The 24,300-nt window shown below is 64.0% G+C and carries 22 protein-coding genes and 1 tRNA gene; 18 read left to right on the forward strand and 5 right to left on the reverse strand.

Annotation, left to right across the window (positions count from 1 at the left end; all coding sequences use genetic code 11):
• The first annotated feature begins 16 nt into the window (after positions 1–16).
• Together plsY and THIVI_RS19705 are read left to right on the forward strand one after the other, a co-directional pair.
• Positions 17–613 carry a glycerol-3-phosphate 1-O-acyltransferase PlsY gene (plsY, locus tag THIVI_RS19700; protein ID WP_014780287.1) on the forward strand — a complete coding sequence of 199 codons (597 nt, stop codon included), beginning with the start codon at positions 17–19 and terminating at the stop codon, positions 611–613.
• 239 nt (positions 614–852) lie between these two features.
• On the forward strand, positions 853–2,604 hold the full coding sequence (locus THIVI_RS19705; protein WP_014780288.1) for a PAS domain-containing sensor histidine kinase: 1,752 nt from the start codon (positions 853–855) through the stop codon (positions 2,602–2,604).
• Positions 2,605–2,668: 64 nt separating this feature from the next.
• On the opposite strand, the gene tsaD is transcribed toward THIVI_RS19705, so the two are convergent.
• Complete coding sequence (gene tsaD, locus THIVI_RS19710) at positions 2,669–3,694, reverse strand: tRNA (adenosine(37)-N6)-threonylcarbamoyltransferase complex transferase subunit TsaD (protein ID WP_014780289.1); 1,026 nt, start codon at positions 3,692–3,694, stop codon at positions 2,669–2,671.
• Positions 3,695–3,904: 210 nt separating this feature from the next.
• Here tsaD and rpsU point away from each other — a divergent pair, with 210 nt between their 5' ends.
• The 7 genes from rpsU to THIVI_RS19745 all read left to right on the forward strand — a co-directional run bounded on the left by rpsU (position 3,905) and on the right by THIVI_RS19745 (position 11,706).
• Complete coding sequence (gene rpsU, locus THIVI_RS19715) at positions 3,905–4,120, forward strand: 30S ribosomal protein S21 (RefSeq protein ID WP_007041206.1); 216 nt, start codon at positions 3,905–3,907, stop codon at positions 4,118–4,120.
• A gap of 168 nt (positions 4,121–4,288) precedes the next feature.
• Positions 4,289–4,732, forward strand: coding sequence for a GatB/YqeY domain-containing protein (locus tag THIVI_RS19720; protein WP_014780290.1), 444 nt, complete (start codon positions 4,289–4,291; stop codon positions 4,730–4,732).
• 36 nt (positions 4,733–4,768) lie between these two features.
• Positions 4,769–6,517 (forward strand): DNA primase, encoded by a 1,749-nt coding sequence (dnaG, locus tag THIVI_RS19725; protein ID WP_014780291.1) that lies wholly within the window; start codon positions 4,769–4,771, stop codon positions 6,515–6,517.
• A gap of 167 nt (positions 6,518–6,684) precedes the next feature.
• Entirely contained in the window at positions 6,685–8,535 is a 1,851-nt protein-coding gene (rpoD, locus tag THIVI_RS19730) for an RNA polymerase sigma factor RpoD (protein WP_014780292.1), read from the forward strand.
• Between the two features lie 42 nt (positions 8,536–8,577).
• A tRNA-Ile gene (locus THIVI_RS19735) sits at positions 8,578–8,653 on the forward strand.
• A 151-nt stretch (positions 8,654–8,804) separates the two neighbouring features.
• Entirely contained in the window at positions 8,805–10,448 is a 1,644-nt protein-coding gene (locus THIVI_RS19740; protein ID WP_014780293.1) for a GH3 auxin-responsive promoter family protein, read from the forward strand.
• Positions 10,449–10,458: 10 nt separating this feature from the next.
• Positions 10,459–11,706 carry an MFS transporter gene (locus THIVI_RS19745; RefSeq protein WP_014780294.1) on the forward strand — a complete coding sequence of 416 codons (1,248 nt, stop codon included), beginning with the start codon at positions 10,459–10,461 and terminating at the stop codon, positions 11,704–11,706.
• 120 nt (positions 11,707–11,826) lie between these two features.
• Here THIVI_RS19745 and THIVI_RS19750 read toward each other — a convergent pair whose 3' ends face one another.
• The 4 genes from THIVI_RS19750 to THIVI_RS19765 all read right to left on the reverse strand — a co-directional run bounded on the left by THIVI_RS19750 (position 11,827) and on the right by THIVI_RS19765 (position 15,892).
• Complete coding sequence (locus THIVI_RS19750) at positions 11,827–12,315, reverse strand: hypothetical protein (RefSeq protein ID WP_041447112.1); 489 nt, start codon at positions 12,313–12,315, stop codon at positions 11,827–11,829.
• Complete coding sequence (locus THIVI_RS19755; RefSeq protein ID WP_041447113.1) at positions 12,312–13,202, reverse strand: hypothetical protein; 891 nt, start codon at positions 13,200–13,202, stop codon at positions 12,312–12,314. Before THIVI_RS19755 ends, THIVI_RS19750 begins: the two co-directional genes overlap by 4 nt.
• Before the next feature lie 119 nt (positions 13,203–13,321).
• Complete coding sequence (locus tag THIVI_RS19760) at positions 13,322–14,212, reverse strand: patatin-like phospholipase family protein (RefSeq protein WP_014780295.1); 891 nt, start codon at positions 14,210–14,212, stop codon at positions 13,322–13,324.
• A gap of 9 nt (positions 14,213–14,221) precedes the next feature.
• Positions 14,222–15,892, reverse strand: a complete 1,671-nt coding sequence (locus THIVI_RS19765; protein ID WP_014780296.1) for a GH3 auxin-responsive promoter family protein — start codon at positions 15,890–15,892, stop codon at positions 14,222–14,224.
• A 314-nt stretch (positions 15,893–16,206) separates the two neighbouring features.
• On the opposite strand from THIVI_RS19765, the gene THIVI_RS19770 reads away from it, so the two are divergent.
• The 9 genes from THIVI_RS19770 (at position 16,207) to THIVI_RS19810 (ending at position 24,138) form a co-directional block, all read left to right on the forward strand.
• On the forward strand, positions 16,207–16,545 hold the full coding sequence (locus THIVI_RS19770) for an STAS domain-containing protein (protein ID WP_014780297.1): 339 nt from the start codon (positions 16,207–16,209) through the stop codon (positions 16,543–16,545).
• The gene (locus THIVI_RS19775) at positions 16,545–16,961 is read left to right on the forward strand and encodes an ATP-binding protein (protein ID WP_014780298.1); all 417 of its coding nucleotides are present in this window, start codon (positions 16,545–16,547) and stop codon (positions 16,959–16,961) included. Before THIVI_RS19770 ends, THIVI_RS19775 begins: the two co-directional genes overlap by 1 nt.
• Positions 16,962–17,047: 86 nt before the next feature.
• Positions 17,048–19,114 (forward strand): SpoIIE family protein phosphatase, encoded by a 2,067-nt coding sequence (locus THIVI_RS23065; protein WP_014780299.1) that lies wholly within the window; start codon positions 17,048–17,050, stop codon positions 19,112–19,114.
• Entirely contained in the window at positions 19,111–19,980 is an 870-nt protein-coding gene (locus tag THIVI_RS23070) for a transporter substrate-binding domain-containing protein (RefSeq protein WP_014780300.1), read from the forward strand. Before THIVI_RS23065 ends, THIVI_RS23070 begins: the two co-directional genes overlap by 4 nt.
• A 23-nt stretch (positions 19,981–20,003) precedes the next feature.
• The gene (locus THIVI_RS19790; RefSeq protein ID WP_014780301.1) at positions 20,004–20,918 is read left to right on the forward strand and encodes an ABC transporter substrate-binding protein; all 915 of its coding nucleotides are present in this window, start codon (positions 20,004–20,006) and stop codon (positions 20,916–20,918) included.
• 9 nt (positions 20,919–20,927) lie between these two features.
• Entirely contained in the window at positions 20,928–22,217 is a 1,290-nt protein-coding gene (locus THIVI_RS19795) for a dicarboxylate/amino acid:cation symporter (RefSeq protein ID WP_014780302.1), read from the forward strand.
• Positions 22,205–22,903 (forward strand): cysteate racemase, encoded by a 699-nt coding sequence (gene cuyB / locus THIVI_RS19800; protein ID WP_014780303.1) that lies wholly within the window; start codon positions 22,205–22,207, stop codon positions 22,901–22,903. Before THIVI_RS19795 ends, cuyB begins: the two co-directional genes overlap by 13 nt.
• Before the next feature lie 169 nt (positions 22,904–23,072).
• Positions 23,073–23,546: a 23S rRNA (pseudouridine(1915)-N(3))-methyltransferase RlmH gene (gene rlmH, locus THIVI_RS19805; protein ID WP_014780304.1), complete on the forward strand. Its 474-nt coding sequence runs from the start codon at positions 23,073–23,075 to the stop codon at positions 23,544–23,546.
• The gene (locus THIVI_RS19810) at positions 23,536–24,138 is read left to right on the forward strand and encodes a Maf family protein (protein ID WP_014780305.1); all 603 of its coding nucleotides are present in this window, start codon (positions 23,536–23,538) and stop codon (positions 24,136–24,138) included. Before rlmH ends, THIVI_RS19810 begins: the two co-directional genes overlap by 11 nt.
• Positions 24,139–24,300: the final 162 nt, after the last annotated feature.

The following is a 24,300-nucleotide window of genomic DNA, read 5'->3' on the forward strand; positions in this document are numbered from 1 at the left end:
GGTCCAATTCCGACTCATGATTATCAGCCTCCTGCTCATCGCCGCCGCCTACCTGTTGGGCTCCGTCTCCAGCGCCATCATCGTTTGCCGGCTGATGGGCCTGCCGGACCCGCGCACCCAGGGTTCCAATAACCCCGGCGCGACCAACGTGCTGCGTATCGGGGGCAAAAAACCGGCCGCCATCACCCTGCTCGGCGATAGCCTCAAGGGGCTGATTCCGATGCTCGTCGGACATGCGGTTGGCGTCGGTCCGGCGGTGCTGGCGGGGATCGGTCTGGCGGCCTTCATCGGCCACCTTTATCCGGTCTTTTTCGGATTCCGTGGCGGCAAGGGCGTGGCGACCGCTCTGGGCGTGCAGTTCGGACTCTACTGGCCGATCGGTCTCTGTGTCGCGGCCATCTGGCTCTTCGTCGCCAAGGTGCTCAAGATCTCCTCGCTGTCGGGACTGATTTCCATGGCGCTCGCGCCGGCGATCGTCTGGGCGTTCTGGCCCGAGCGCGTGCTGATCGGCATGCAGCTCATCATCACCGGTCTGCTGATCTGGCGTCATCGCAGCAATATCCGGAATCTGCTCACGGGCAAGGAAGAGCGGCTGGTGTCGAAGCCGGAGTAAACCGTGCCCCGAGCGAGCGACGCCGGTTCGGGTTTGCTGCATCCCGATAAAGAGCTTTCGGCTGATAGCCTCCAGCGGCTAGCTTGTTGAATCAGACACTTGGCCATTGCGCCTCGCTTGCCGCGGTTCATCCATCGGGGGAAGACGTTGGCCAGCGAAAACCTCGATAAAATAACGCTGGAGGCTGGCGGCTGAATCAACAGATCGATGTTATGGTTATCCCTGATCGGGAGACGGCGATGCGCGACAAGATGCGGAAGCTCCCCGCAGTATCCCTGGCCGCGAGCGATGGCGGGGAGGGCGAGCGTCCGGCGGAGACCGGTTTGCTGGATAAAGGGCTGCTGCGGGCGCAGTTTCAGAATCTGATTGCCGCGCTCAATTCGGCGCGCCTGGCCAATGACGCGACCCAGTCGCTCATGCTCGATCTGCGAAGCCACCAGATCGAACTGGAGATGCAGGGGCACGAACTGTGCAAAAGTCAGGAGGCCCTGGAAACCTCCCGCGATCACTATGCCAGTCTCTTCCAGGACGCCCCGGTGGGCTATGTGGTGTTCGATGCGGCGGGCATGATTCGGGCGATCAACCGCGTTGCGGCGGCATTGCTGGGCCAGCCGGCCGATCGGCTTGCGGGTTGCCCTTTCCAGCGCTTTCTGGTCGGTCGGCGCAACAGCGCCTTTCTTGCGCACCTTCGGGCGGTCTTCGCGGACGCGGGGGTGCCTCCGGCGGCCTTCGATCTCGTGGAGCGTCTGCACGATGCGTCACGGGCGCGGGTGGTGCGGCTGCGTTCGATCCGCCGAGAGAGCGCCGTCGGTACGGAGTGCTTCACGGTTTTGCTCGATATCACCGCCGAGCACGAGGCCGAGGAACGCCGGTTGGCGAGCGATCGGCTGCGTCAGTCGGTCCTCGACGCGCTGCCGGCGCAGATCGCCGTCCTGGATCCCGCGGGACACATTCTGGCCGTCAATCGTGCGTGGCGCGAATTCGCCGATGAAAACGGCGGAGCTGACGTGCTGCGCGATGCCATCAATTTGAATTATCTCGACATCTGCGAGCGGGCAGAGCAGGGCGCCGGCACGGATGTTCCCCCTGCCGCCGCCGGCATCCGGGAGGTAATCCAGCGTCGTCGTCCAAGTTTCAGCGTCGAGTATCCCTGCCATTCGCGACAACAACAGCGCTGGTTCCTGATGAACGTGGCTCCGCTTGGCGGCGAACTGAACGGTGCCGTTGTGGTGCACATGGACATCACCGAGCGCCGCCAGGCGGAGGAAGCCGCGCGACGCGCGCGCGACGCCATCGCCCAGGTCGACCGGCTCAATGCGGTGGGTATCCTCGCGTTCTCGCTGATCCACGAACTGCTTCAGCCACTGAGCGCCGCTGGATTTTTCTGTAACGCGGCGTCGCAACTGGTGGAAGGCCCGAATGCCGATCCGCGGCGTCTGATCCAGGTGATCGCGCGGATTGACGAGCAGGTCCGGCGGACCGGCGACATCATGGAACGCCTGCGCTCCTTCTTGCGCGGGCGCCAGATGCAAAAGATCGTGGTGTCGGCGGAGCAGGTTTTCAGGCACGCTCTCGATCTGGTGCAGTGGTTCGCCTCGGATCATGGCGTCCAGTTGCGGCTGGTCGCGCCAGCGGAACTGCCGGAGATCCTGACCGACCCGGTGCAGGTGGAGCAGGTGCTAGTCAATCTGATCTGCAACGCCGTGCAGGCCATCGATGGGGCTGGATCGACGCGCCGGGAGGTCGTTGTCGAGGTTGTGCCGAGGCCGGCCGAGATCGAGTTGATCGTGACCGATTCGGGGCCTGGCTTGCCCGCGAACCAGCATGAAAGGCTGTTCAACATCTTCGAGTCGACGCGCGATGCCAGCTTGGGGCTGGGGCTCGCCATCAGTCGGGCGATTGCCGAGGCGCTCGGCGGACGCCTGTGGGCCGAGCCGAATCCGAGCGAAGGCGCCGAGTTTCATTTCACGCTGCCGTTAAATCGCGTTTAGCGTGACGGGAAGGTGGTGCGCGCCCCGCGCTTCGTGGTTGCCGGGGCGATCAGTGAGAGGCGTTTTAAACTGGCGGCAATTCTTCCAGCGGCCAGCGCGCCCTTGGCCTGAAGGCGAGCGGCTCGGACTGACCGGCGCGCAGCCGCTGCCAGCCGGCGAATGCGATCATGGCGCCATTGTCGGTGCAGAAGGTGGGCCGGGGATAGAAGGTCTCGCCGCCCTCGGCCACGATGGCGGTGTCCATGCGCTCGCGCAGGCGCCGGTTGGCGCTGACGCCGCCGGCCAGAATCAGCCGACGATGGCCGGTCTCGCGCAGGGCGCGCCGACACTTGATGACCATCGTGTCCACCACAGCCTCCTCGAAGGCGCGCGCGATATCGGCGCGCGTTTGCATGGGATCGGCGGCGATCGGTAATTCGCGATGGAGCGTATTGAGTGCGAAGGTCTTGAGTCCGCTGAAGCTGAATTCCAATCCGGGCCGATCGGTCATGGGGCGCGGAAAGCGAAAACGCAGCGGATCGCCCCGTTCGGCGAGCCGGGCCAACTCCGGTCCGCCGGGGTAGGGCAGGCCGAGAATCTTGGCCGTTTTATCGAACGCCTCGCCAGCGGCGTCATCGAGCGAGTCGCCGAGAATCCGGTAGCGTCCGATGCCCGCGACATCCACCAGTTGAGTATGACCGCCGGAGACCAGCAGGGCGACGAAGGGGAAGTCCGGCGCCGGATCCTCGATCAGCGGCGCCAGAAGATGTCCCTCCATGTGATGCACGCCGACGGCCGGCACCCCCCAGGCCCAGGCCAGACTGCGACCCAGCGCAGCCCCGACCAGGAGCGCGCCGATCAACCCAGGTCCGGCGGTGAAGGCCACGCCGTCGATCCCGTTTGGAGCCAGCCCGGCCTCGTCGAGCACCTGGCGGATCAGCGGCAGCGTCTTGCGGACATGATCGCGGGAGGCCAATTCGGGTACCACGCCGCCGTATTCCGCGTGAATTTCCACCTGGCTGTAAACGGCGTGAGCGAGCAGTCCGAGTTCGCCGTCATAGACCGCGACCCCGGTTTCGTCGCAGGATGTCTCGATACCTAATACACGCATGTTTTTACGTCCAGAGATTAAAGCGAATTTGGGGCATATTAAACCGCGTCGATGCCGACGTTTGCAGGTTCGCGCCAATCTGTCCGAACACTTGTGACAACGCCGATCGCACCGGGCGCGGTTTTATTTTGCAATCAAGGTGGATATTCCGGTAAAATTAGCGATCTTTTTCACCGGCCCCTCCCATCTGGAGACACCCAAGGACACTCTATGCCCAGCGTTCGCGTCAAAGAAAACGAGCCATTCGAAGTCGCTATGCGGCGATTCAAGCGTTCCTGCGAAAAGGCAGGGGTGCTCGCCGAAGTCCGCCGTCGTGAGTTTTACGAAAAGCCCACCTCCGAGCGGAAACGCAAAAAAGCGGCGGCCGTCAAGCGTCATCAGAAAAAATTGCAACGCGAATCCCGTCGCTGGGAACGCCCATACTGATCGGGCGAAGGCTGGCATCCAGGCTTATCCCGGATGCGGCCAATGGAGTAGATCGGTCTCCCGCTTTTGGATCCAATCGCCGTTCCACGCGATTGGTTTCCTGATCCGTTTTTCCGAACCCGTTTTTCGACCCGTTACACCTCCGTGTTCAGGGAGCCTCGTCTAGCCATGCTCAAGCAGCAAATCCAGGACGATATGAAGACCGCCATGAAGGCGGGCGACAAGGTCAGGCTTGGCGTGATCCGTCTGATCCTGGCCGCCATCAAACAGCGCGAGATTGATGAACGCATCGAACTCGACGATCCGCAGGTTCTGGTGGTTCTCGACAAGATGCTGAAGCAACGCCGCGACTCCATCACTCAGTACAGCGCTGCCGGGCGCGAGGATCTGGCGGATGTCGAGCGCTTCGAGGTCGAGGTGATCCAGGGTTATCTGCCGACCGCCCTGACCGACGAGGAACTGACCACGCTGCTCGACGCGGCGATCGTCAGCTCCGGCGCCGTCGCCATGAGCGACATGGGCAAGGTCATGGCCATCGTCCGCCCGCAGGTTCAGGGCCGCGCCGACATGGGCGCCGTCAGTGCGATGGTCAAGCAACGACTCGCGGGCTGATCCGCGCCGTTCCATCCCATTGCTTGCGACTCAGGCATGGCCGGTAGAATTCCCCCCGAATTCATCGATGACCTGCTGGCGCGGACCGACATCGTCGATCTGATCGGTTCCCGCATCCAGCTTCGCAAGGCCGGCAAGGACTATCAGTCCCGCTGCCCCTTCCACGACGAAAAGACCCCGTCCTTCACCGTCAGCGCGGATAAGCAGTTCTATCATTGTTTCGGCTGCGGCGCCCACGGTTCCGCGATCGGCTTTCTCATGGAATACGATCACCTGCCATTCCGGGAGGCGATCGAGGAACTGGCCCAGCGGGCCGGGCTTGAGGTTCCGTCGAGCGGCGACGCCGTGCCAGCCGCGCCCGATCAAACGCCTCTGTTCAATTTGCTCGAACAGGCCGCCATCCTCTATCGCCAGCAACTGCGAGAGCATGCGGAGGCGTCCAGGGCGGTGGACTATCTGAAAGGCCGCGGGCTGACTGGCGAGATCGCCGCCCGCTACGATCTTGGTTTCGCCCCGCCCGGCTACGACTTCCTCCTGTCCCGGCTCGGTGCGGGCGCCATCGAGCGCGAGCGCCTCATGACCTGCGGCCTGATCGCCGAACAGGACGGGCGGCGCTACGACCGCTTTCGCGACCGCATCATGTTCCCGATCCGCGACCGCCGCGGGCGGGTCATCGGCTTCGGGGGACGGCTCCTCGGCGAGGGCAAGCCGAAATATTTGAACTCGCCGGAAACGCCGGTTTTTCACAAAGGCCGCGAACTCTATGGTCTGTTCGAGGCCCAGCAAGCGAATCGCAAGCTGACCTCGCTGCTGGTGGTCGAGGGCTATCTGGACGTGATCGCACTCGCTCAGTTCGGCATCGGCAACGCGGTCGCCACCCTTGGCACCGCCACCACGCCCGAACACCTGCAACTGCTTCTGCGCACGGTTCCGGAGCTGATTTTCTGTTTCGACGGCGACCGCGCCGGGCGCGCGGCGGCCTGGAAAGCCCTGGAAACCGCGCTGCCCCTGGTCACCGGCCATCAGTCGATCCGCTTTCTCTTTCTGCCCGAGGGAGACGATCCGGATACGCTGGTCCGCCGCGAGGGCGCGGACGGCTTCGCGGCGCGCCTCGAAAAGGCCTTCCCGCTGTCGGAGTTTCTCATCGATCATCTGTCCGAACAGGCCGAGATGACCAGCCTCGACGGTCGCGCCCGGCTTGCCCAGCTTGCCCGGCCATTGGTCGAACGGCTGCCGAAGGGGATCTACCGCGACCTGCTGAACAAACGACTGGCCGAACTCGCGGGGTTGGCCGACCCCTCGGCCGCGCGCCCGACGCGCGCCCGACGCCGGAGCCATCAGCCGGGCCAGCCAGGGCGTCTCAGTCTCGTTGCCCAGGCCATCGCGCTTCTGCTCGATTACCCCGAGCTGGCTGCCGAGGCCGCGCGAGCGGACGACGACTGGCGCCGCACCCAGTCCCCCGGCACCGACATCCTGGCGCAACTGCTTGAAACGCTTGCGGCCAACCCCGATATGAATAAGGCGATCCTGCTTGAGCGTTGGCGCGAACATCCGCATTTCGGCTATTTGCAGCGACTCAGCGTCGATCCTTTTCTGCGGGATGTCGCGCAGGGGGACGTTGCCGCCGAGTTCGTCGGAGCCTTAAGCCGACTGACCGAGGAGGTGCGTCGGGCGGAGCGGCATCGTCCGTTCAATCAGCGCAGCACCGCCGACTGGTCCGAAGAGGTGCGCGCACGGGCGGAGCATGACGCCAAATTGGCTCGTGTGCGCCGCGACGAAACCTGATCGATTCCGTCAATCCATGCGTGTTTGTCTAAAAATCGAAGCATTCCAGACGTTTGCTGACTGGGAAGACTTAAAATCGTATTTCCGCATGCAATTTAGGAATTCCATGCTATGCTTACAAGTTCGCTTTTAATCCGCCTTCCGTTGCACCCCAGTCAAGGTATCCCATGGATCAAGAACAGCAACAGTCTCAACTGAAGCAACTGATCGCCAAGGGCAAGGAACAAGGTTATCTGACCTATTCAGAGGTCAACGATCATCTGCCTCCCGGTATCGTCGAGACTGATCAGATCGAAGACATCGTGCGCATGATCAACGACATGGGGATCATGGTCCAAGAGGTCGCCCCCGATGTCGTCGATCACACCCTGAGCGATTCCGCCGTCTCCGACGACGAGGCCGCCGAGGCCGCCGCCGCCGCGCTCGCGACGGTCGACAGCGAATTCGGCCGCACCACCGATCCGGTGCGCATGTACATGCGCGAGATGGGGACGGTCGAACTGCTGACGCGCGAAGGCGAGTTGATCATCGCCAAACGTATCGAGGACGGCCTCAATCAAGTTCTGGCCGCGCTGTCCGTCTACCCGCGTACCGTCGAAAAGCTCATCGAGATTTTCGACCGCGTCGAACGCGAGGAGACGCGCCTGACCGACGCCATTTCCGGTTTCAACGACGGCGAGGAAGAGGTGGCCTTGCACGTCGTCCATGCCCATGTCGAGCCGGAGATTCAGGCCGACAAGCCCGACACCGATCTCGAAGCGGATGTCGACGACGACGACGCCTCCACGGCAGTCGTGTATACCGGTCCGGATCCGGAAGACGCGGCCCAGCGTGCGGCGCTCCTGCGCGAGCGCTTCGACGTGCTGCGCGCCGCGCTGGAACAGTACGGCCGCGACGACGAGCGTTCCCGTGCCGCCATGGCCGAGGTCTCAGAGGTCTTTCTGCAATTCAAGCTGGTCGCGCCGGTCTTTCAGGAACTCACCGAGATCCTGCGGACCACCATCGCGCGGATTCGCGCGCAGGAACGCCTCCTCATGGCGCTCTGCATCGAGCAGGCCGGCATGCCGCGCAAGCTGTTCATCGACAGTTTCCCGAAAAACGAGGCCAATCCGGACTGGCTCGAACAGCAACTCGCGAGCGGCCAACCCTATGCCCCGCGTCTGGCCGAGCTTGCCCAGGATATCCGTCGCGCCCAGCGCAAGTTGCAGGAACTCGAACGCGAAAACATCCTGACCATCGGCGAGATCAAGGAAGTCAACCGCAAGATGTCCATCGGCGAGGCCAAGGCCCGCCGCGCCAAGAAAGAAATGGTCGAGGCCAACCTGCGCCTCGTGATTTCGATCGCCAAGAAATACACTAATCGCGGGCTGCAATTCCTGGATCTCATCCAGGAAGGCAACATCGGCCTGATGAAAGCGGTCGACAAATTCGAGTATCGCCGTGGCTACAAGTTTTCCACCTATGCCACTTGGTGGATTCGTCAGGCCATCACCCGCTCGATCGCCGACCAGGCGCGCACCATCCGCATCCCGGTGCACATGATCGAAACGATCAACAAGCTCAACCGCATCTCGCGTCAGATGATCCAGGAGATGGGCCGCGAGGCCACTCCGGAAGAGTTGGCGATCCGCATGGAAATGCCCGAGGACAAGGTTCGCAAGGTGCTCAAGATTGCCAAGGAACCCATCTCGATGGAGACCCCGATCGGCGACGACGAAGACTCGCACCTCGGCGACTTCATCGAGGATTCCGGCGTCATCTCCCCGGTCGATTCGGCCACGGCGGAAGGACTGCGCGAGGCCACCCAGAACATGCTTGCCAGCCTGACATCCCGCGAGGCCAAGGTGTTGCGTATGCGTTTCGGCATCGACATGAACACCGATCACACGCTCGAAGAGGTCGGCAAGCAGTTCGACGTCACCCGCGAACGCATCCGCCAGATCGAAGCCAAGGCACTGCGCAAGCTGCGTCATCCGACGCGATCCGATAAACTGCGCAGCTTCCTCGACAACGAGTGATCCACAGGCGGCCAAGGACGGCACGCTAAGCCCACCGTATTCGGGCCGTTAGCTCAGCGGTTAGAGCAGGGGACTCATAATCCCTTGGTCCAAGGTTCAAATCCTTGACGGCCCACCATAAAAAGGCTTACGGAAAGCATTGATGCCGCTCCCGATGAGGGGTGTCTGAACGTCCGTTCGAGACGAGCGGAGCGTCGAGTTCTCTCCAGTCGCTGGAGAGACTCGTCAGGCTGTCGCCTCAGGGTTTCACTTCCGCCGGATGCACCATCATGACATTGACGACCGAACTTGGCGCGCTCACGGGCCCCGCCCTCTGGCAATCGTTCGCCGCGCTGTGCGAGCGCGCCGACGCGGTTCAGCAGGAATTTCTGCTCGATCTGATTCGCAGCAACGCCGACAGTCGCTTTGGCCGCGAGCATGGCTTCGAGCGCATCGCGTCGGTCGACGACTTTCGCCGTCGGATTCCGCTACGCGACTGGAACGATGTCGAACCCTATGTGACGGCCCTGGTCGCGGGCGAAACGGAGGCGTTGACCAGCGGTCAGCCGGTCGCGCGCTTCATCATGACGAGCGGTACTACGGGCACGCCCAAGCTGATCCCGGCCAATGACGCCACCCAAGAGGTCAATGGCGTCACCATGGCCCTGCGTCTGCTGGGTGTCCTGCGCGACCACCCGGAGGTTCTGCGCGGCGACATCCTCGCCCTGGCGAACGCGGCGGTTGCCGGCCAGACCGCTAGCGGCATCCCCTATGGCTCGGCCTCGGGGATGTCGATGACCCGCGCGCCCGCCGAGCTTCGGCAGCGTTTCGCCTATCCGCCAGCGGTGCTGGAGATCAAGGATCCCGCCAGCCGTGTCTATGCCATGCTCCGCTTCGCCCTGGAGCGCGATCTGACCTTGGCGATCGGCAACAATCCGCTTAATTTCACCCAGCTCTTCGATCTGCTGCCGACGCATGCCGCCGCGCTCATCGCCGACATCGAGTCCGGTACGCTCTCGACCCCGGAACCGCTGTCCGACGTGCTGCGCCAGCGTCTGGAGGCCGAGCTGCGTCCCAACTCCGAGCGCGCCGCCGCCCTGCGGGCATTGGATGTGCTGTCGGCGCGCGCGGCCTGGCCGAATCTGCGCCTGATCGTTTGCTGGAAAACGGGTCTGATGGGCCGCTTCCTGAACGACCTGGCCGAGCGTTGTCCGCCGGGAACCGTCTTTCGCGAGTACGGCTATGGCGCCAGCGAGGGACTGCTGACGATCCCCATGAGCGACGAGACCTCGGCGGGAGTGCTCGCCATCCATGGCATTTTCTTCGAGTTCCTGCCCGAAGAGGCGACCCAGACCCCGGATGCCCCGACCCTCCTGGCCCATGAGCTGGAGGTCGGACAGCGCTATCAATTGATCCTGACCACCGCCGCCGGTCTCTATCGCTACTGTTTGGGCGATCTGGTCGAGGTGCAGGGCTTTCTGGGCCGGGCGCCGCTGGTCACCTTCCTGCGCAAGGTGGGTGACGTGCTCAACCTGCTGGGCGAGAAACTGGACGCCCGTCAGGTGGCCATGGCGATGGAGGCGGCTCAGCGCGCCAGCGGTCTCGCCGTGCGCCATTTTCAATGGATCGCGGACGCCTCGACCTTGAGCTATGAACTCTGCGTGGAGCCGGCGGCGGCCGGGGAGTCCGACTGGCGAACGCTGATCGACACCTTCGACCGCGAACTGCGGACTCTGAGCTATGGCTATGAGCTGCGTCGCGGGAATGGCACCTTTGCACCGCCGCGTCTGCGCCTGATGTGCCCAGGCTGGCTGGAGGCGCTCTCGCAGGGCGGCGGCTATCAGGCCAAGCCGAAGATCGTCGGCTACCAACTCGCCGAGTCGGGGTTGACCGAGCGTCTTGTCTTGCCGGCCGAGCCGGTGGCGCGCGACTGATCACGCCGCCATGCTGACACTGCTGCACACTTTCCGCGAGCGCGACTACCGGCTCTTCTTCGCCGGCCAGGGTCTGTCCCTGATCGGTTACTGGATCCAGAGCACCGCCTTCAACTGGCTGCTCTATCAGTTGACCGACTCGGCCCTGATGCTCGGCTATCTCACCGCGCTCATCAATCTGCCGGTGCTGCTTCTGCTGCCCTTCGCGGGGTCGCTGGTCGACCGCTTCGAGCGGCGCTGGCTGCTGATCGTCCTGCAGACCCTGTTTGCCATCCTGGCCCTGGCGCTGGCCGTGCTGGCCCATTTCGAGCTGCTGACCCTGCCGCTGATCGTCCTCATGGGTTGTCTCATGAGCGTGCTGACCGCCTTCGACAGCCCGAGCCGTCAGGCGATCGTGCCGCGTCTGGTGCGCAACCGCGACAATCTGCCCGCGGCCATCTCGCTGAACTCCATGCTCTTCAATACCGCTCGCGCCATCGGACCGCCGCTGGCGGGCTGGGTCATGGCGCAGACCGGACCCGCGCCCTGCTTTCTGCTCAACGCCCTGAGCTATCTGTTCATGATCGCGGCCCTGCTGCTCATGTGTCTGGCTCCGCCGCTCCAGGGCGCCAAGACGCGCCGGGTTCAGGGCGCCCTGGAAAACCTGCGGTTCATTCTGGCCGCCCCGCCGCTGCGCTATCTGCTCCTGTCCTATACCCTGGTGGCGGTCGCGGCCATGTCGGTCTACGTGATGCTTCCGGTGTGGGCGGGCGAGGTGATCGGCGGCGGCCCGCAGGGTTTGGGGTGGCTGATGGGCGGCATTGGCGCCGGCGCGTTGATCGGCGCGGCGTTGATCGGCGCGCAGCGGGAGCCCGCCCGTCTCTGGCCGATGTTCCGGCTTGCGGCGGTGCTGCTCGGGTTGTCGCTGGCCCTGCTGTCCATCGCGCATGGTTTCTGGCTGGCCATGCTGGCGACCATCCTGCTCGGTCTGGCCTATATCGCGCAGGGCGTCGCCGCCAACACGCTGTTACAGCTCAGTATCGAGGACGATCATCGCGCTGGAGTCATGGCCTTTTATCTGCTGGCCGTGTTCGGCACCATCCCGGTGGGCAATCTGCTCGGCGGCTGGTTGAGTCAGATGCTTGGACTGCACGGCGCCGCGCTGGCGGGTGGGATCGCGGTTCTGGCCGTGACGGCCCTGTTCTGGCCGACGAGCACCCGGGTTATCCGTGACCTGGCCGGCTCCAACGGCGCCTTGGTTCCGTCGCGCGAGCCGTAACGCACCGGCCGGCCCAGAGATCTGGGCTTCTCGAACAACGGCGCCAGCGTTCCAATCGCCGTTCGCTCGTGACACCGCTCTGCGGTGTCACGAGATCCAGACTGAAATTCAGGCGCGGCTCTACGAGGCTCGGGGCGTCACCACAAAACTTGGCACGATGCTCGCGCCCTGGGAGACATTGGTGATGGGTGTCGTGGCCAGGCGCGTCAGGTAACCGACCAGCTCGCCATCGGCGATGAAAATATTCTGATCGGCGTACAGCTCGGCGCCGGGTAGACCCTCCGCCAGGGTGGGATGGGTTTGCGGAACGAGCGTCACCCGTTGTTGTAATAGCGAACCGCCGCGCCGCGCGGCCTGTTCGAGATGTTCGCGCCATTGCTCCTGCTCCAGGGTCCAGCCCAGCACAACGTCCGAGCCGCCATAACCGGACACTGGCTTGCAAACCAGTTGTTGGCGCTCGGCAATGGCCCAGGGCAAGAGGTCGATGCGTTGGCCAGCGGGATCGAGGGTCGAGCCCTCGATGAGCAGGCGCGTCCAGGGGACATGCGCGCGGACCAGCTCACCGACCTCGGCGGGCAATCCCAGATCGATCTCGGGATCGCTGATCACAGGGCGAAGAGCGCCTTGTGGCCGAGCAGGGTATTGCGGAAGGCGGTGACCATGCAGACCGCTCCGGCGCGCACCGCCGCGTAGATGCCTTGCAGGCGTTCGTCTAGTCCGGGGATCAGCTTGATCATCCTCGGCAGGAAAACCCGCACCAGCACCCCGACCGACTCGCCCCGATGACGCAGCGCGCCATCGGCGAATTCCAGCTCGCCGGGATCGGCGATTCGCGCGCTCAACCCGCTGGCCGCCAAGGCGTCGATGGTGGCCTGGATCGGGTCGATGAAATCCTTCAATTCACGCGGCACGGCGAAAATCAGCAAGGGATCGCCCTGGCCACCCCAGGCTCGATAGGTGTTGATCAGGCTCTCGCGGACCCCCGGAAACACCAGCAGCGGACGGATTTGCCACTCCTGGTCGAAACCGATCCGTTCGGCGACTTGCTGGAACAGGTCGGTCAATTGATCGCCCTGCAGGATGCCGCCGGGAGTGGGATTGAATTCGATGACCTTCGGGCCGTCCGAGGTCGGCAGCACATCCAGCCGGGCGAGCACGGCCCGCTGTGGATAGCCTGGATCGAGCGTGAGCAGGTCGCCGAACTGATCCACCCAGTCACCGAGATAGCGCCGGGCCAGGACCGGATCCCGTTCCAGGTGCTGGCTGGCATGAACCAGTGCTGTGACCACGGTCCGCGCCATCGCCCGGTCGCGTTCCAACTGCTCCGGCTCCAACAACAGGGGCCGCAGCGTGCGAGCGCAGGGTTGATCCCCGAACAGCAGTCCCGCGTCGCGTTGCCACTGCTCCAGTCCGGCGATGTTCTCGCCGCTCAGATGACTGGCCGCCAGCAGACGATCCCAGGATTCCTTGGGGGATAACGAATGGATGTTTGACATTCTTGGCTTTCCTGTTGAATGAGATCGCTGCTCGATCGGCGTCATGGGCGATGTGCTGGCTTGCAGCGTCACGGCGCCGTTCGGTCGAACCGCCCGCCGTGCGCATGGCGTACTGGAACTCAGACCCCGGTCACCGATGACGGCGGAGAGAACGACTGAATGGCCAGGAGGATCTCGCTCTTTTGCTGTTCCACGACCGCTCGACCCGTTTCGATGATGCGCGGGATATGGTGAACGTCCCACATGTTGATGGGAGTGGCGAAGGGCACCTTGATGATGATGATTTCATGGTGGTGCAGGTTGATGGAGAGCGCCAGTTGGAAGCGCGTGATGGCGTCGCCCTGAATCGTATAGTAATTGGACAGACAGGCGGTGTAGCTGTCGGCCCGATGATCGAGCGGATCATGAAAGATCACGGCGATGATGACATCGATATCGCGTTTCACGGCCTCCAGGACGGGCAACGACGAGGTGTAGTAGCCATCGCCCAGCCAGCGGCCGTTCACCTCGATCGGCGGCAGCAGCGGAAAGACGGCGCTTGACGCATAGACCGCGTCGCGCAGCAGGCCCGCTTCGATGATCACGCCCTCGCCGGTTTGAATGTCCGTGGCTTGAATCACTGTCTTCGGGTAAAGATCCTCGACCCGGCGATCGCCGAACATCTCGTGCAGCGCGAGCTTGAGCTTGCGCGGACGAATCAGCCCGGTGCGGGTATTGAATCGGCCGAAGGGCAATTTGGCCATGCCCAGCAAGGCCCTGAAATCGACGGACGAAAACAGACTGCGGTGTGCCACCTTACCGATCAGTTCGAGAATCTTGTCGGAGTCGTAGCCGGAGCCTCGCAAGGCGCTCATGATGCTGCCGCCGCTGCATCCGACCAGCAGGTCGACTGGGATGTCCGCCTCATCCAGGAATTCAAAGAGCGGAATGGCGGCCAGGGGCTTGATCCCGCCGCTGGAGAGCACGACGGCGATTTTCGGGCGCGCGGGTCGATCTTCGGATGAACTCATGATGACGCTCTACGATTGGATGTCGAGGCAGTAAACGACCCGCCCGCCCGGCGGCAACTCTGGTCCCAGGACGGAGGGCTTGAACTGGGTGTCGCGCATTCCGGACGCGACCTGATGGTCCACGATCTCGTTGAGCCAGCCCGGATGCATGAGCGAGAGCGCCGTGGGCTTGAGCATGTCGAGGTCGAGATAGCGCTTGAAGACATGGTTGATGTGGCACAGCCGCTCGTTGAAGCTGGCGAGCAGATGGCGCATGACGGCCTCGTCCGGCGCCTCTCCGGCCGGCTCGATATAGAGGTGATAGCGCGAGGTCGCCGCCTCGCCCACGACCATGAAATGCATGGGCGTCACCCCGATCTCGCCGCAGGCGGCCTGCACCGCCGTCAGGATCTGGTTGGCGCTGACCTTCTCGCCCTGCAGATTCATCACGTCGCGTCCCTTGCGCAGGAAGCTGACCAGCGGCGCGCCCGCATAAAAGCCGGTCACCTCGACCACATCGTTGATTGAATAGCGATAGAGCCCGCCCGCCGTGGTCAGCAGGATCTGATAGGGCACGCCGATTTCCAGTTCATGCGCCATGAGTACGCGCGCGTCGGGGCGGCCGGATTCCTCTTCGGGGATGAACTCGAAGAAGTTGGTGTGGATGGTCAGCAGACCGCTGTTGCCTTCGTCGCTGATCGGGATGGTGATGTGCGCTTCGCTCGCCATGTAACCGGTATCGCGCAGCGTCAGCTCAGGCGAGCACCATTCGTGGAGATGGGGCGCGAACTGCCCCACGGTTCCGCCCTTCCAGCAGCCGATCAGCTTGAGTTCGGGCCAGTAGTCGCGCGGTTGCAGACGCCCCGCCTGCCCGGCCCGGCGTTCCAATTCGCGCGCCCGGTTCGGATTGGGCTTGAAACGACGGGACAGGACGGCGCGGATGGCGGCTGGGATATCGTAGTTTTCGGACAGCGTTCCGTCATGGATGTCGCGGAACAGGTCGGCCTTGCAGGCGTCGGCGCTCTCGAAGAGCTTGAGCAACGCGTTGGGATTGGACCCCGGAATGAAGGAGACCGACTCGGGTACCGCACAGCGCATCATGGCGTAGCGGCGCGCGCTGAAGTCGTCGATCTCGATGGCGTCGTAGGGATAGGCATATTTGGAGCGCGCCAGCGGGTGGGCGTCGCGGACCATCAGCCCGGAAACCGCGCCATAGGGGATGTTGGTGCTGGCTGTGTGTCCATCGACGGCCTTGTTGACGACCGGAAACACCTTGCCCGACAGAAAGCGCGGGTGGCGTTCCAGGGCGGCGAAGGCCCAGACCTTCTGATTGAGCGCATTGCCCCGCGTGCTCTCGGGCGTGACCGGGATGAGCTTGGGCTTGCCGGTGGTGCCGCTGGTCTTGTTGAACATACGCGGCAGCGGACCCGCAGTGAGCACATTGGTTTCGCCCGCGATGATCCGGTCGACATAGGGGTCGACGGTCTCCCAACTCGACACGGGCACCGTCCGCGCGTACTCGGCGGGCGACTGGATGCGCGCGAAATCATGCGTCTGACCGAAAACGGTCGTGGCGTTGCGTCGCAGCCGTTCGTCGAGCAGGCGCCGCTGGGTTTGTTCCAGGTTGCGACAGCGCCCCATGAAGGAGTGCCAGCGCGCGCGCGTTACCGTCTGCATCAAGGTATAGAGAATGCCTGACACCCTTTCCCCCGCTTCAAGTCTGGTTCATGGATTGAGACCGCGAGCATCCTCGGTGTTGCACGGTCAGTCAACCCGGCTTGGGCGGAATTGCGACGCTCCGCTCATGCCTTCGTTGCGCAACGTGTTCGCGCGGTCGGTGGAGCGGCGGATGGTCTAAAGCGGTATGATTCCGGCGGGGCGCGCCCGTTGATCGCCCGTGGCCGATCTGGTCTCGATGCATCGGACCAGCCGCGGTTATCGCTGCCGCAAGGGGGCAAGCAGCGGCGCGACGGCTTCGCCAGCACTTCAATCATTGACGCCGGGAATGACCACGCATGAGCATTTTGTCGAGCAAAGAGGCGGGTGTACTGATCGTGATGCCGGGCATCCGGCTGGATACCCAGAGCGCGCCCGAAACCGATCAGCTGATCGTCGACGCGATCACGCGGGGCGAGACGCGCGTTCTGGTGGATTTCGCCCAGACCGGCTACATTTCCAGCGCCGGGCTGCGGGTGCTTCTGAAGGCGACCAAGCAGCTCAAGCAATCGGGCGGCGCCTTCGGCTTGTGCAACGCTAACGAGCAGATCCGCGAGGTGCTCGAGATCAGCGGCTTCGCGACCATCATCGCCTGTTATGCAAGCCTCGATGAGGCGCTGCAAGCCCTGAGCGCCTGATGTCCGCGCCTTGCCTGCGGCTCGACTTCGTCAACCGTCCGGATGACCTCAACGCGGCGCTCGACCGGCTTGAGACCTTTCTGGAGTCCGTGCCAGCCAGTCCGAAGCTGACCTATACCGTGCGGCTGGTGCTTGAGGAACTGCTCACCAACACCCTCAAGTACGGCTATGACGACAGCGACGAGCATCCTCTGCGCGTCGATTTCGGACTCGGTCCGCCGGCAACCCTGCGGATCGAGGACGACGGACACCCCTTCGATCCGACCGCGCAGGCGCCGCCGGCGGCACTCGACGCCGCCGTCGAGGATCGCCCGATCGGCGGTCTTGGTCTGCACATGGTGCGGTCGCGGACGGCCTCGCTGCGCTATGCGCGTCATGACGGTCTCAACCGGCTCGATGTCGTTTTTCTGGAATAAGCGACGAGAACAGGACACCGTTCGCTCTGGATGCGCTGTCGCTCCTGTACGCTCGACTCCAGCCTCTCCCGCCCCGGAACCCCGTCATGACAAGCGCACCGAGCAGTGGCCAATCCGTCAATCTCTTCAAAAACTATAATCGTCTGATCGGCGTTGCCTATACCCTGCTCATCCTCGCGTTGATGGTGTTTTTCGGGTATCTGCTGCACCGCAAGATGCACGAGGAAATCGATCTGATCCGAGGGCATGTGGCCAGGCATGGCCAGTTCTTCGAGTTCGTGCTGCGCTCTTCGGCCGACCAGCTCGAAACCTTCCGGATGTCGGCGGGCTCCTCCCAACCCGAACAGTCATCCGCGTCTGGTCCGACGTTGCTCGCGCAACCCCCAGGCGCCTGGCTGCGCGAGGACGCCGACCTCGGCCTGTTTCATCTGGATGCGCTCCCGGATCGCGATGCGGGCGGCAACCTGGTGGGCGAGGGCCGTCTGCAAACGCGCTCCCCGGAGTTTTATGCCGACCTGAGCACGGCGCTGCGCCTCAACAGCGAGTGGAGTTCGCTGGTGTTCAACCTGCCGAATGCCGTCCAGGCCCGGTTCGTGTCCATCCACCGCTTTCATGCGGTACTGCCTTGGGAGCGCTCCGCGGAGCTTCCCTTCGACCCCGAGGTTTACGACGGACCCGTCTGGATCCTGGGCCAGCCGGCGAATAACCCCGACCACGAAAAGTACTGGGCGCCGGTGTCCTTCGCGGGCCTGGATCGCGGACTCGTCGCCCCCGTCGCGGCGCCCGTGTATAGCGGTCAGCGTTTCGTCGGGGTGCTCTCGATCGATACCAGTATCGATTATCTCAACCGCATCAACTCGGATTTCAACTACCCCCTGGGCCTCACTCTGCTGGTCGATCAGCGACAACAGGTGCTGACCCACCCGGAGCTGTACGCCAAACCGCTGGAGGTCGATACCACGCCAGACCTGGCGAGCGCCCTGCCGCTGGCGCTGATCGGCGAGATCGACCGCTTGCGCCAACTGCCCTCGGGCCAACCCACGACGATCAATGGATATCTCGTGATCCGCCATGCGCTGATCAGCGCCCCCTGGTCGTTATTCTATGTGGCGCCAGTGTCCGCCCTCTGGCTGGAACTTGCCTCCGACATGGGCGCGCCCATGGTCGGCGTCCTGCTGGGACTGGCCCTGTTGATGGCGCTCACCTATGTCCTGACCTCGCGCGAATTCGTCGGCCCAGCCGCCAAGCTGGTTGCGCATATCGCCGCCGAGTCCAATTTCCAGCCCGCCACCATCCCGGTCGTGCCCAGCGGTTGGCGGCCCTGGTTCGAGACCATCACGCACGCCTTTCACGAGTCGATGCAATTGGTCGCGCTGCGCCAGGAACTGGATATCGCGGCGAAGATGCAGCAGTCCATTCTGCCCCGGCGCTGGCCCGAGCATCCAGGCTACGTCCTCTGGGGAACCATGCGTTCGGCCAGGGAGGTCGGCGGCGATTTTTACGACCATTTCGAGGTGGCGGACGGCCTGCGCGGCCTGGCGGTGGCCGATGTGAGCGGCAAGGGGATTTCGGCCGGACTCTTCGGCATGGTCTCCAAGACCCTGCTGCGCTCGGCGGCTACGCCGGGCGATCTGCCGATCGGCGAGATGATCGCCAAGGTCAACGACAGTCTCGCCGAGGATAACGAGAGCTGCATGTTCGTGACCCTCTTCTATGCCCGGCTCGATCCGGAGACTGGATGCCTGGACTTCGTCAACGCGGGACATCCGTCGCCCTTGCTGATTCATGCCGATGGCCAGGTGGCTGAACTGGCACTCACCTGGGGCATGGCCCTGGGCGCGATGGACGGGCTCGACTATGCCGCCTCGTCGGTCCAGTTGCGCTCCGGCGATACGTTGTTGATGTTCAGCGATGGCGTCACCGAGGCCATGAATGAAGCCTACGAGGAGTTTGGAACCAAACGTTTGTCCGCGCTCTTCGTCGACCAGCCGCCGCCGGATCCGCGCGCGGCGGTGGAACGGGTGCTGGCGGCGGTGGATCGATTCGCCAACGGGGTCGAGCAGTCCGACGACATCACCTGTGTCGCCTTGCGCTATCGGGGCGCCGATCCCGAGCTGGATGTGCCGGCGGACACCGCGGAGGCCGCGTCATGAGTCTTGTCAACCGGATGCGGTTTCCGTGCTGGGTCGTAACGGTCATGCTGGCGCTCTGGTTCAACCTTGCAGAGGCCGGGGGCGATTTGCTCGCCGAGATTCAAGACCGCGGGACACTCCTGGTCGGGGTCAAGTCGGACGTGCCGTGCTGGGGCGAGTTGGATAAGACCAGCGGCGAGATCGTCGGCCTGGAGCCGGATCTCGCACGGGATCTGGCCGAGCGACTGGGCGTGGATCTCAAGCTGATTCCGGTTCTGTCGGCCGAACGGGTCTCGGCGCTGGAAACGCGGCAGGTGGACGTCGTGATCGCCACCCTGAACGCGACGCCGGAGCGCCGCGCCCAGTTGACCCTGGTGTCGCCTTTTTACTACGAATCGGGCGCCGGTCTGCTGGCGCGCCGCTCCGAAGGCTTCAAACACTGGTCGGAACTGCGCAACCGGCGGATCTGCTCGCGGCGCGGCTCCTTCTATAACCGCCCGATCGCGGTCGAGTACGGCGCGGATATCGTGGCCCTGTACAGCGCCGACATCGCGCTGGCGGCGCTGCGCGACGGACGCTGCGACGGTTTTCTCGGCGATACCGCCGTGTTCGCGGTCATGTTGCAGGATCGCGAGCTGGCCGCGCGTTATGAGATGATCCTGCCCGCGCTCTATCCGACCGGCTGGGCCGTGGCCCTGCATCGCGACGCGCGCGGCGGTCGTCTGGAAGCCGCGATCTCCGAGGCCATCGTCCACTGGCACCGGAGCGGCCTGCTGGGTCGACTGGAGGAGAAGTGGGGCATCCCCCGTTCCGATTTCAGTCGGCGGATGGAAGCCGAGTGGCGCCAGGCAGCGCCTGAATCCGACCCTGAACCTGAAAGCAGATGAGCCTATCCCACCCGAGTCATCTCATGACGCGCTTGCCGAACGCCCTGCCCGGTGCCGTTGCGCTCAACCCGCGCTGGCATTGGGCCATCGCCCTGTTCATCGGGTTCCTGGCACTGAGTACGGTCAGTCTGGCCGAATCCCCCCGGGCAACGGTCGAGACGCGCCCCGACCCCCTGGTCTCGGTCGCCGATGGCCGACGCATCGCTCCCGACATTGCCCGCATCGTCGCGCGCGGCGAGCTGGTGGTGGCCATGGCCAACATGGATACCCCGCCTTTTTTCTACCTGCGCGACGGCCGGCTCGTCGGTCTGGAGGTGGAGATGGCCCGCGATCTGGCGCGCGAGCTTCAGGTCGCGGTACGCTTCAACCGCCAGGCCGGGAGCTTCAACGAGGTGATCGATCTGGTGGCACGGCAGGAGGCGGATGTCGGCATCAGCAAGCTGTCGCGCACGCTGGCCAGAGCGCAACAGGTACGCTTTTCCGAGCCCTATCTCAGGCTCAAGCATGCGCTGGCGTTCAACCGGCTCGCGCTCGCGCAACTCGCCATGGACAGTCCTGTGCAGCGCGTCGTGCGCGATTTCGGCGGCACCCTCGGCGTGATCGCCGACTCATCCTTTGCCGATTTCGCCGCGCACCATTTCCCTCAGGCCAACATCCAGACCTATCCAGACTGGCCAGAGGCCGTCCGGGCGGTGCGGACGGGCGAAATCATCGGCGTCTATCGCGACGAATTCGAAATCAAACGTCTGCTGAAAAGCGATCCCACCGCCTCGCTGACCCTGCGCACCGTGACGCTGACGGATCTCGAGGATACGCTGAGCATCGCCGTCGGCGTGGACGATCCGGTGCTGCTCGATGTCGTCAATCTGTTTCTCGCGCAGCGCGTCAACAAGCTCGATATCGACAAGGTTCTGCATGCCGATACGCATTTACGGTAAGTCGCCCTCATGACCCGGCTGAAAAACCTGGCCTTAAACCCTTGGATCATCCTGCTCAGTCTGGCGGGCGGCCTGACGTTAGGCGCCTATCTGCCCGCGTGGTCGCTGAAGCTGGCGTTCGTGGGTCACGTCTATCTGGATCTGATGAAGATGGTCGTGTTGCCCTTCATGCTGTCGGCCGTCATCCTCAGCACGCAACGCCTGATCCAGGAAGGCAGCGGCGGCCGGCTCTTTGGGCGGGTATTGTTGGTGTTCGCGGTCTTCGCGTTCGCCGCCGCCGTCATCGGTGCCGGTACGATGCTGACGCTACGCCCCGGCGCCGATCTACCGCCGGAAACGCTGGACACCTTTGGCGAGATCGTCGGCGGCGACCTTAACTCCAACAACCTCGCCATGGAACTCAACGGAACGGATCCGCGGCCTCCCGCGACGGGCCTGGAAACGTTGCTGCTCAGTCTGGTGCCATCCAACATCTTCGCGGCGCTGACCAAGGACGAGACGCTCAAGATCCTGGTGTTTTCCATCCTGCTCGGCATCGCCGTCGGTCAGGTGCCAAGGGATGTCTCGGACGGTTTCAGCAAGACCCTGGAGACTCTCTATCAGGGCTGTCAGACGATCATGCAGTGGATGAATTATCTGCTGCCGCTGGTGCTGCTGACCATGAGCGCCGGACAACTGGCCAAGACCGGTGTCGAGCCGTTGCTGGCCATGACGCAATTCGTGGCCGCCTTCGCGCTGGCCTCGGCGCTCCTGCTCCTGCCGGCCATCTGGATCATCTGGCAGCGCGGCCCTTTGTCCCTGGGGGCCACGCTCGCCGCGCTGCGCGGACCCTTCGCGCTGGCAATCGCCACGCGCAACAGCGTGATCTGCATGCCGAGCATGATCTACTCGCTCACCCGGCAATTGGAGTTCGCCCGCGCTCAGGTCGAGCTGCTGGTGCCGCTCAGCGTGTCTCTGTTGCGCATTGGTCCAATCGTCTATTACGTCTGCGCGACCCTGTTCATCGCCCAGCTTTACGGGCTCGCGCTCGATGCCGGCGAACTCGCGCTGGTCATCACGGCGTCCATCCTGGCCGGGTTTGCCTCGGCCGGCATGACCGGTTTGGCGATCGTCTCACTGACCAGCATCACCTGCGGCTATCTCGGGCTACCCTTCGAGGCCGCCTTCATCCTGTTTCTGGCGGTCGATCCCATCTGCGACATTCTGCGCACGCTGGTGCTCGTGATCGGCAACACCGCCTCGGTGGCGCTGATCGGCGCGCGTCCCGCGCGGGTCACGGAGACCGCATGTCTTTCATAGGCGTTCTTGGCGGGATGGGGCCCGCCGCGACAGTCGATTTCATGGCCAAGCTGGTGGCGCTGACGCCCGCTTGCTGCGATCAGGATCACCTGCCGGTCGTGGTGGTCACGCTGCCTCGGGTACCCGACCGCAGCGCCGCGATTCTCGGGCGCGGCCAGGATCCGCTACCCGCTCTCAAGGAAGGCATCGCGCTGCTCAACCGCGCCGACGTGGGTCTGGTCGTCATTCCGTGCAGCACCTCGCATCATTGGTACGACGAACTTAGCGCGGCAAGCCACGCGCCCATCCTGCACATCGCGCGGGCGGCGGTGTCACGGGTGCCGCGGGGCGAGCGCGCCCTGATCCTGGCCACCCGCGGCGCCCTGGCCTCGGGCTTTTTCCAGCGCGAACTGGCCGCCTGGGAGACACCCTTCGATATCCCCTCGCCGGATGACGAGCAAGTCCTGGTGGACGATTGCATTCGTTTGATCAAGTCCGGGCAGCCCGAACCGGCCGGCGCCTGCCTGGAGCGGGTGCTCGTCAAGGCTCGGACGCGCGGCGCGCGGACGGCGATCCTGGGTTGTACCGAACTGCCGCTCGCCGCCGTTTATGCCGAGCGGCATTCATTGGGCTTGATCGACTGCACCCTGGAACTGGCGCGTTGCGCGGTGGAGTACGCCTTGCAACGCGGCTGGAATTGCGCCTAATCCTTGAGATCGAACGACACGAATCCTGGCAGGCATGGGCGCGCGAGCCGCCGCAGACTCAGGACACCTATCAGACGAGGGCGTATCATCGGCCCAAAGACATTTGAAACGTGTATGCGGTTCAAGTGACGATACGTGCCAACCTATCGATGACAAAAGCGTATTAGACATGCACATTCATCTCGTCAGCGTCGGGCGGAGAATGCCGGCCTGGGTCGAGGCGGGCTACGCCGAGTATGCCAAGCGTCTGCCGCCCGAATGCGCGCTGCATCTGGTGGAGATCGACCCGCTGCGGCGCGGCAAGGCGACGCCGCCGGCGCTGGCCCGCGAGGACGAGGGCCGGCGCATCCTGAAGGCGATTCCCAAGGGGGCTGGCGTGGCCGCGCTCGATGTCCAGGGGCAGTGCTGGAGCACCGAGACGCTGGCGCGCCATCTTGGCGACTGGCTGGCCGATGGTCATGACCGCGCACTGCTGATCGGCGGCCCGGACGGACTCGCGCCGGAGTGTCTGGCGCGGGCCACGCAGCGCTGGTCGTTGTCCGCACTGACCTTTCCGCACCCATTGGTGCGGGTGATCGTCGCCGAACAGATCTACCGTGCCTGGAGTCTGATTCAGGGTCACCCCTATCATCGTGGACGCTGAACACCAGATCTATCTCGCCTCCCGCTCGCCGCGGCGGGGCGAATTGCTGACCCAGATCGGGGTGCGGTTCGCGGCGATCGCCGCCGACATCGACGAGGCGCGTCGACCGGACGAGCCGCCTCATGCCTATGTGCGCCGGGTGGCGCTGGAGAAGGGGCGGGCGGGGCGCGCCAGTCTGCCGGCGGGCGATGACCGGCCCGTGCTGGCCGCGGATACGGCGGTGATCCGCGCTGACGTTCTTTTGGGCAAGCCCCGCGATCGCGAGGATGCCGCGCGCATGCTGCGGCTGCTGTCCGGTCGAACCCATCGCGTCCTGACCGCGGTGGCTCTGATCGCGGGGGCGCGCGAATGGGTCGAAATCAGCGAAAGCCGCGTGACCTTCCGTTTGATCGGCGAGGAGGAAATACAGCGTTATTGGCACACCGGAGAGCCTCTCGACAAGGCCGGAGGCTATGGTATCCAGGGCCATGGGGCCTTGTTTGTTGCCGCGCTGGATGGCAGTTACTCGGGTGTGATGGGGCTGCCGCTGTTCGAGACCGGACGTCTGCTGGAGCGGGCGGGAATCGAACTCCTGCCCGCGCAAGCCGTTTGATTCGCCCCCATCCGCCCGATACCCTGACACTGACCACTGACCACTGACCACTGACCACTGACCACTGACCACTGACCACTGACCACTGACCACTGACCACTGACCACTGACCACTGACCACTGACCACTGACCACTGACCACTCATTAACCGAGACAACGAT

The sequence above is a fragment of the Thiocystis violascens DSM 198 genome (assembly GCF_000227745.2).
GTDB classification, from domain to species: Bacteria; Pseudomonadota; Gammaproteobacteria; order Chromatiales; family Chromatiaceae; genus Chromatium; species Chromatium violascens.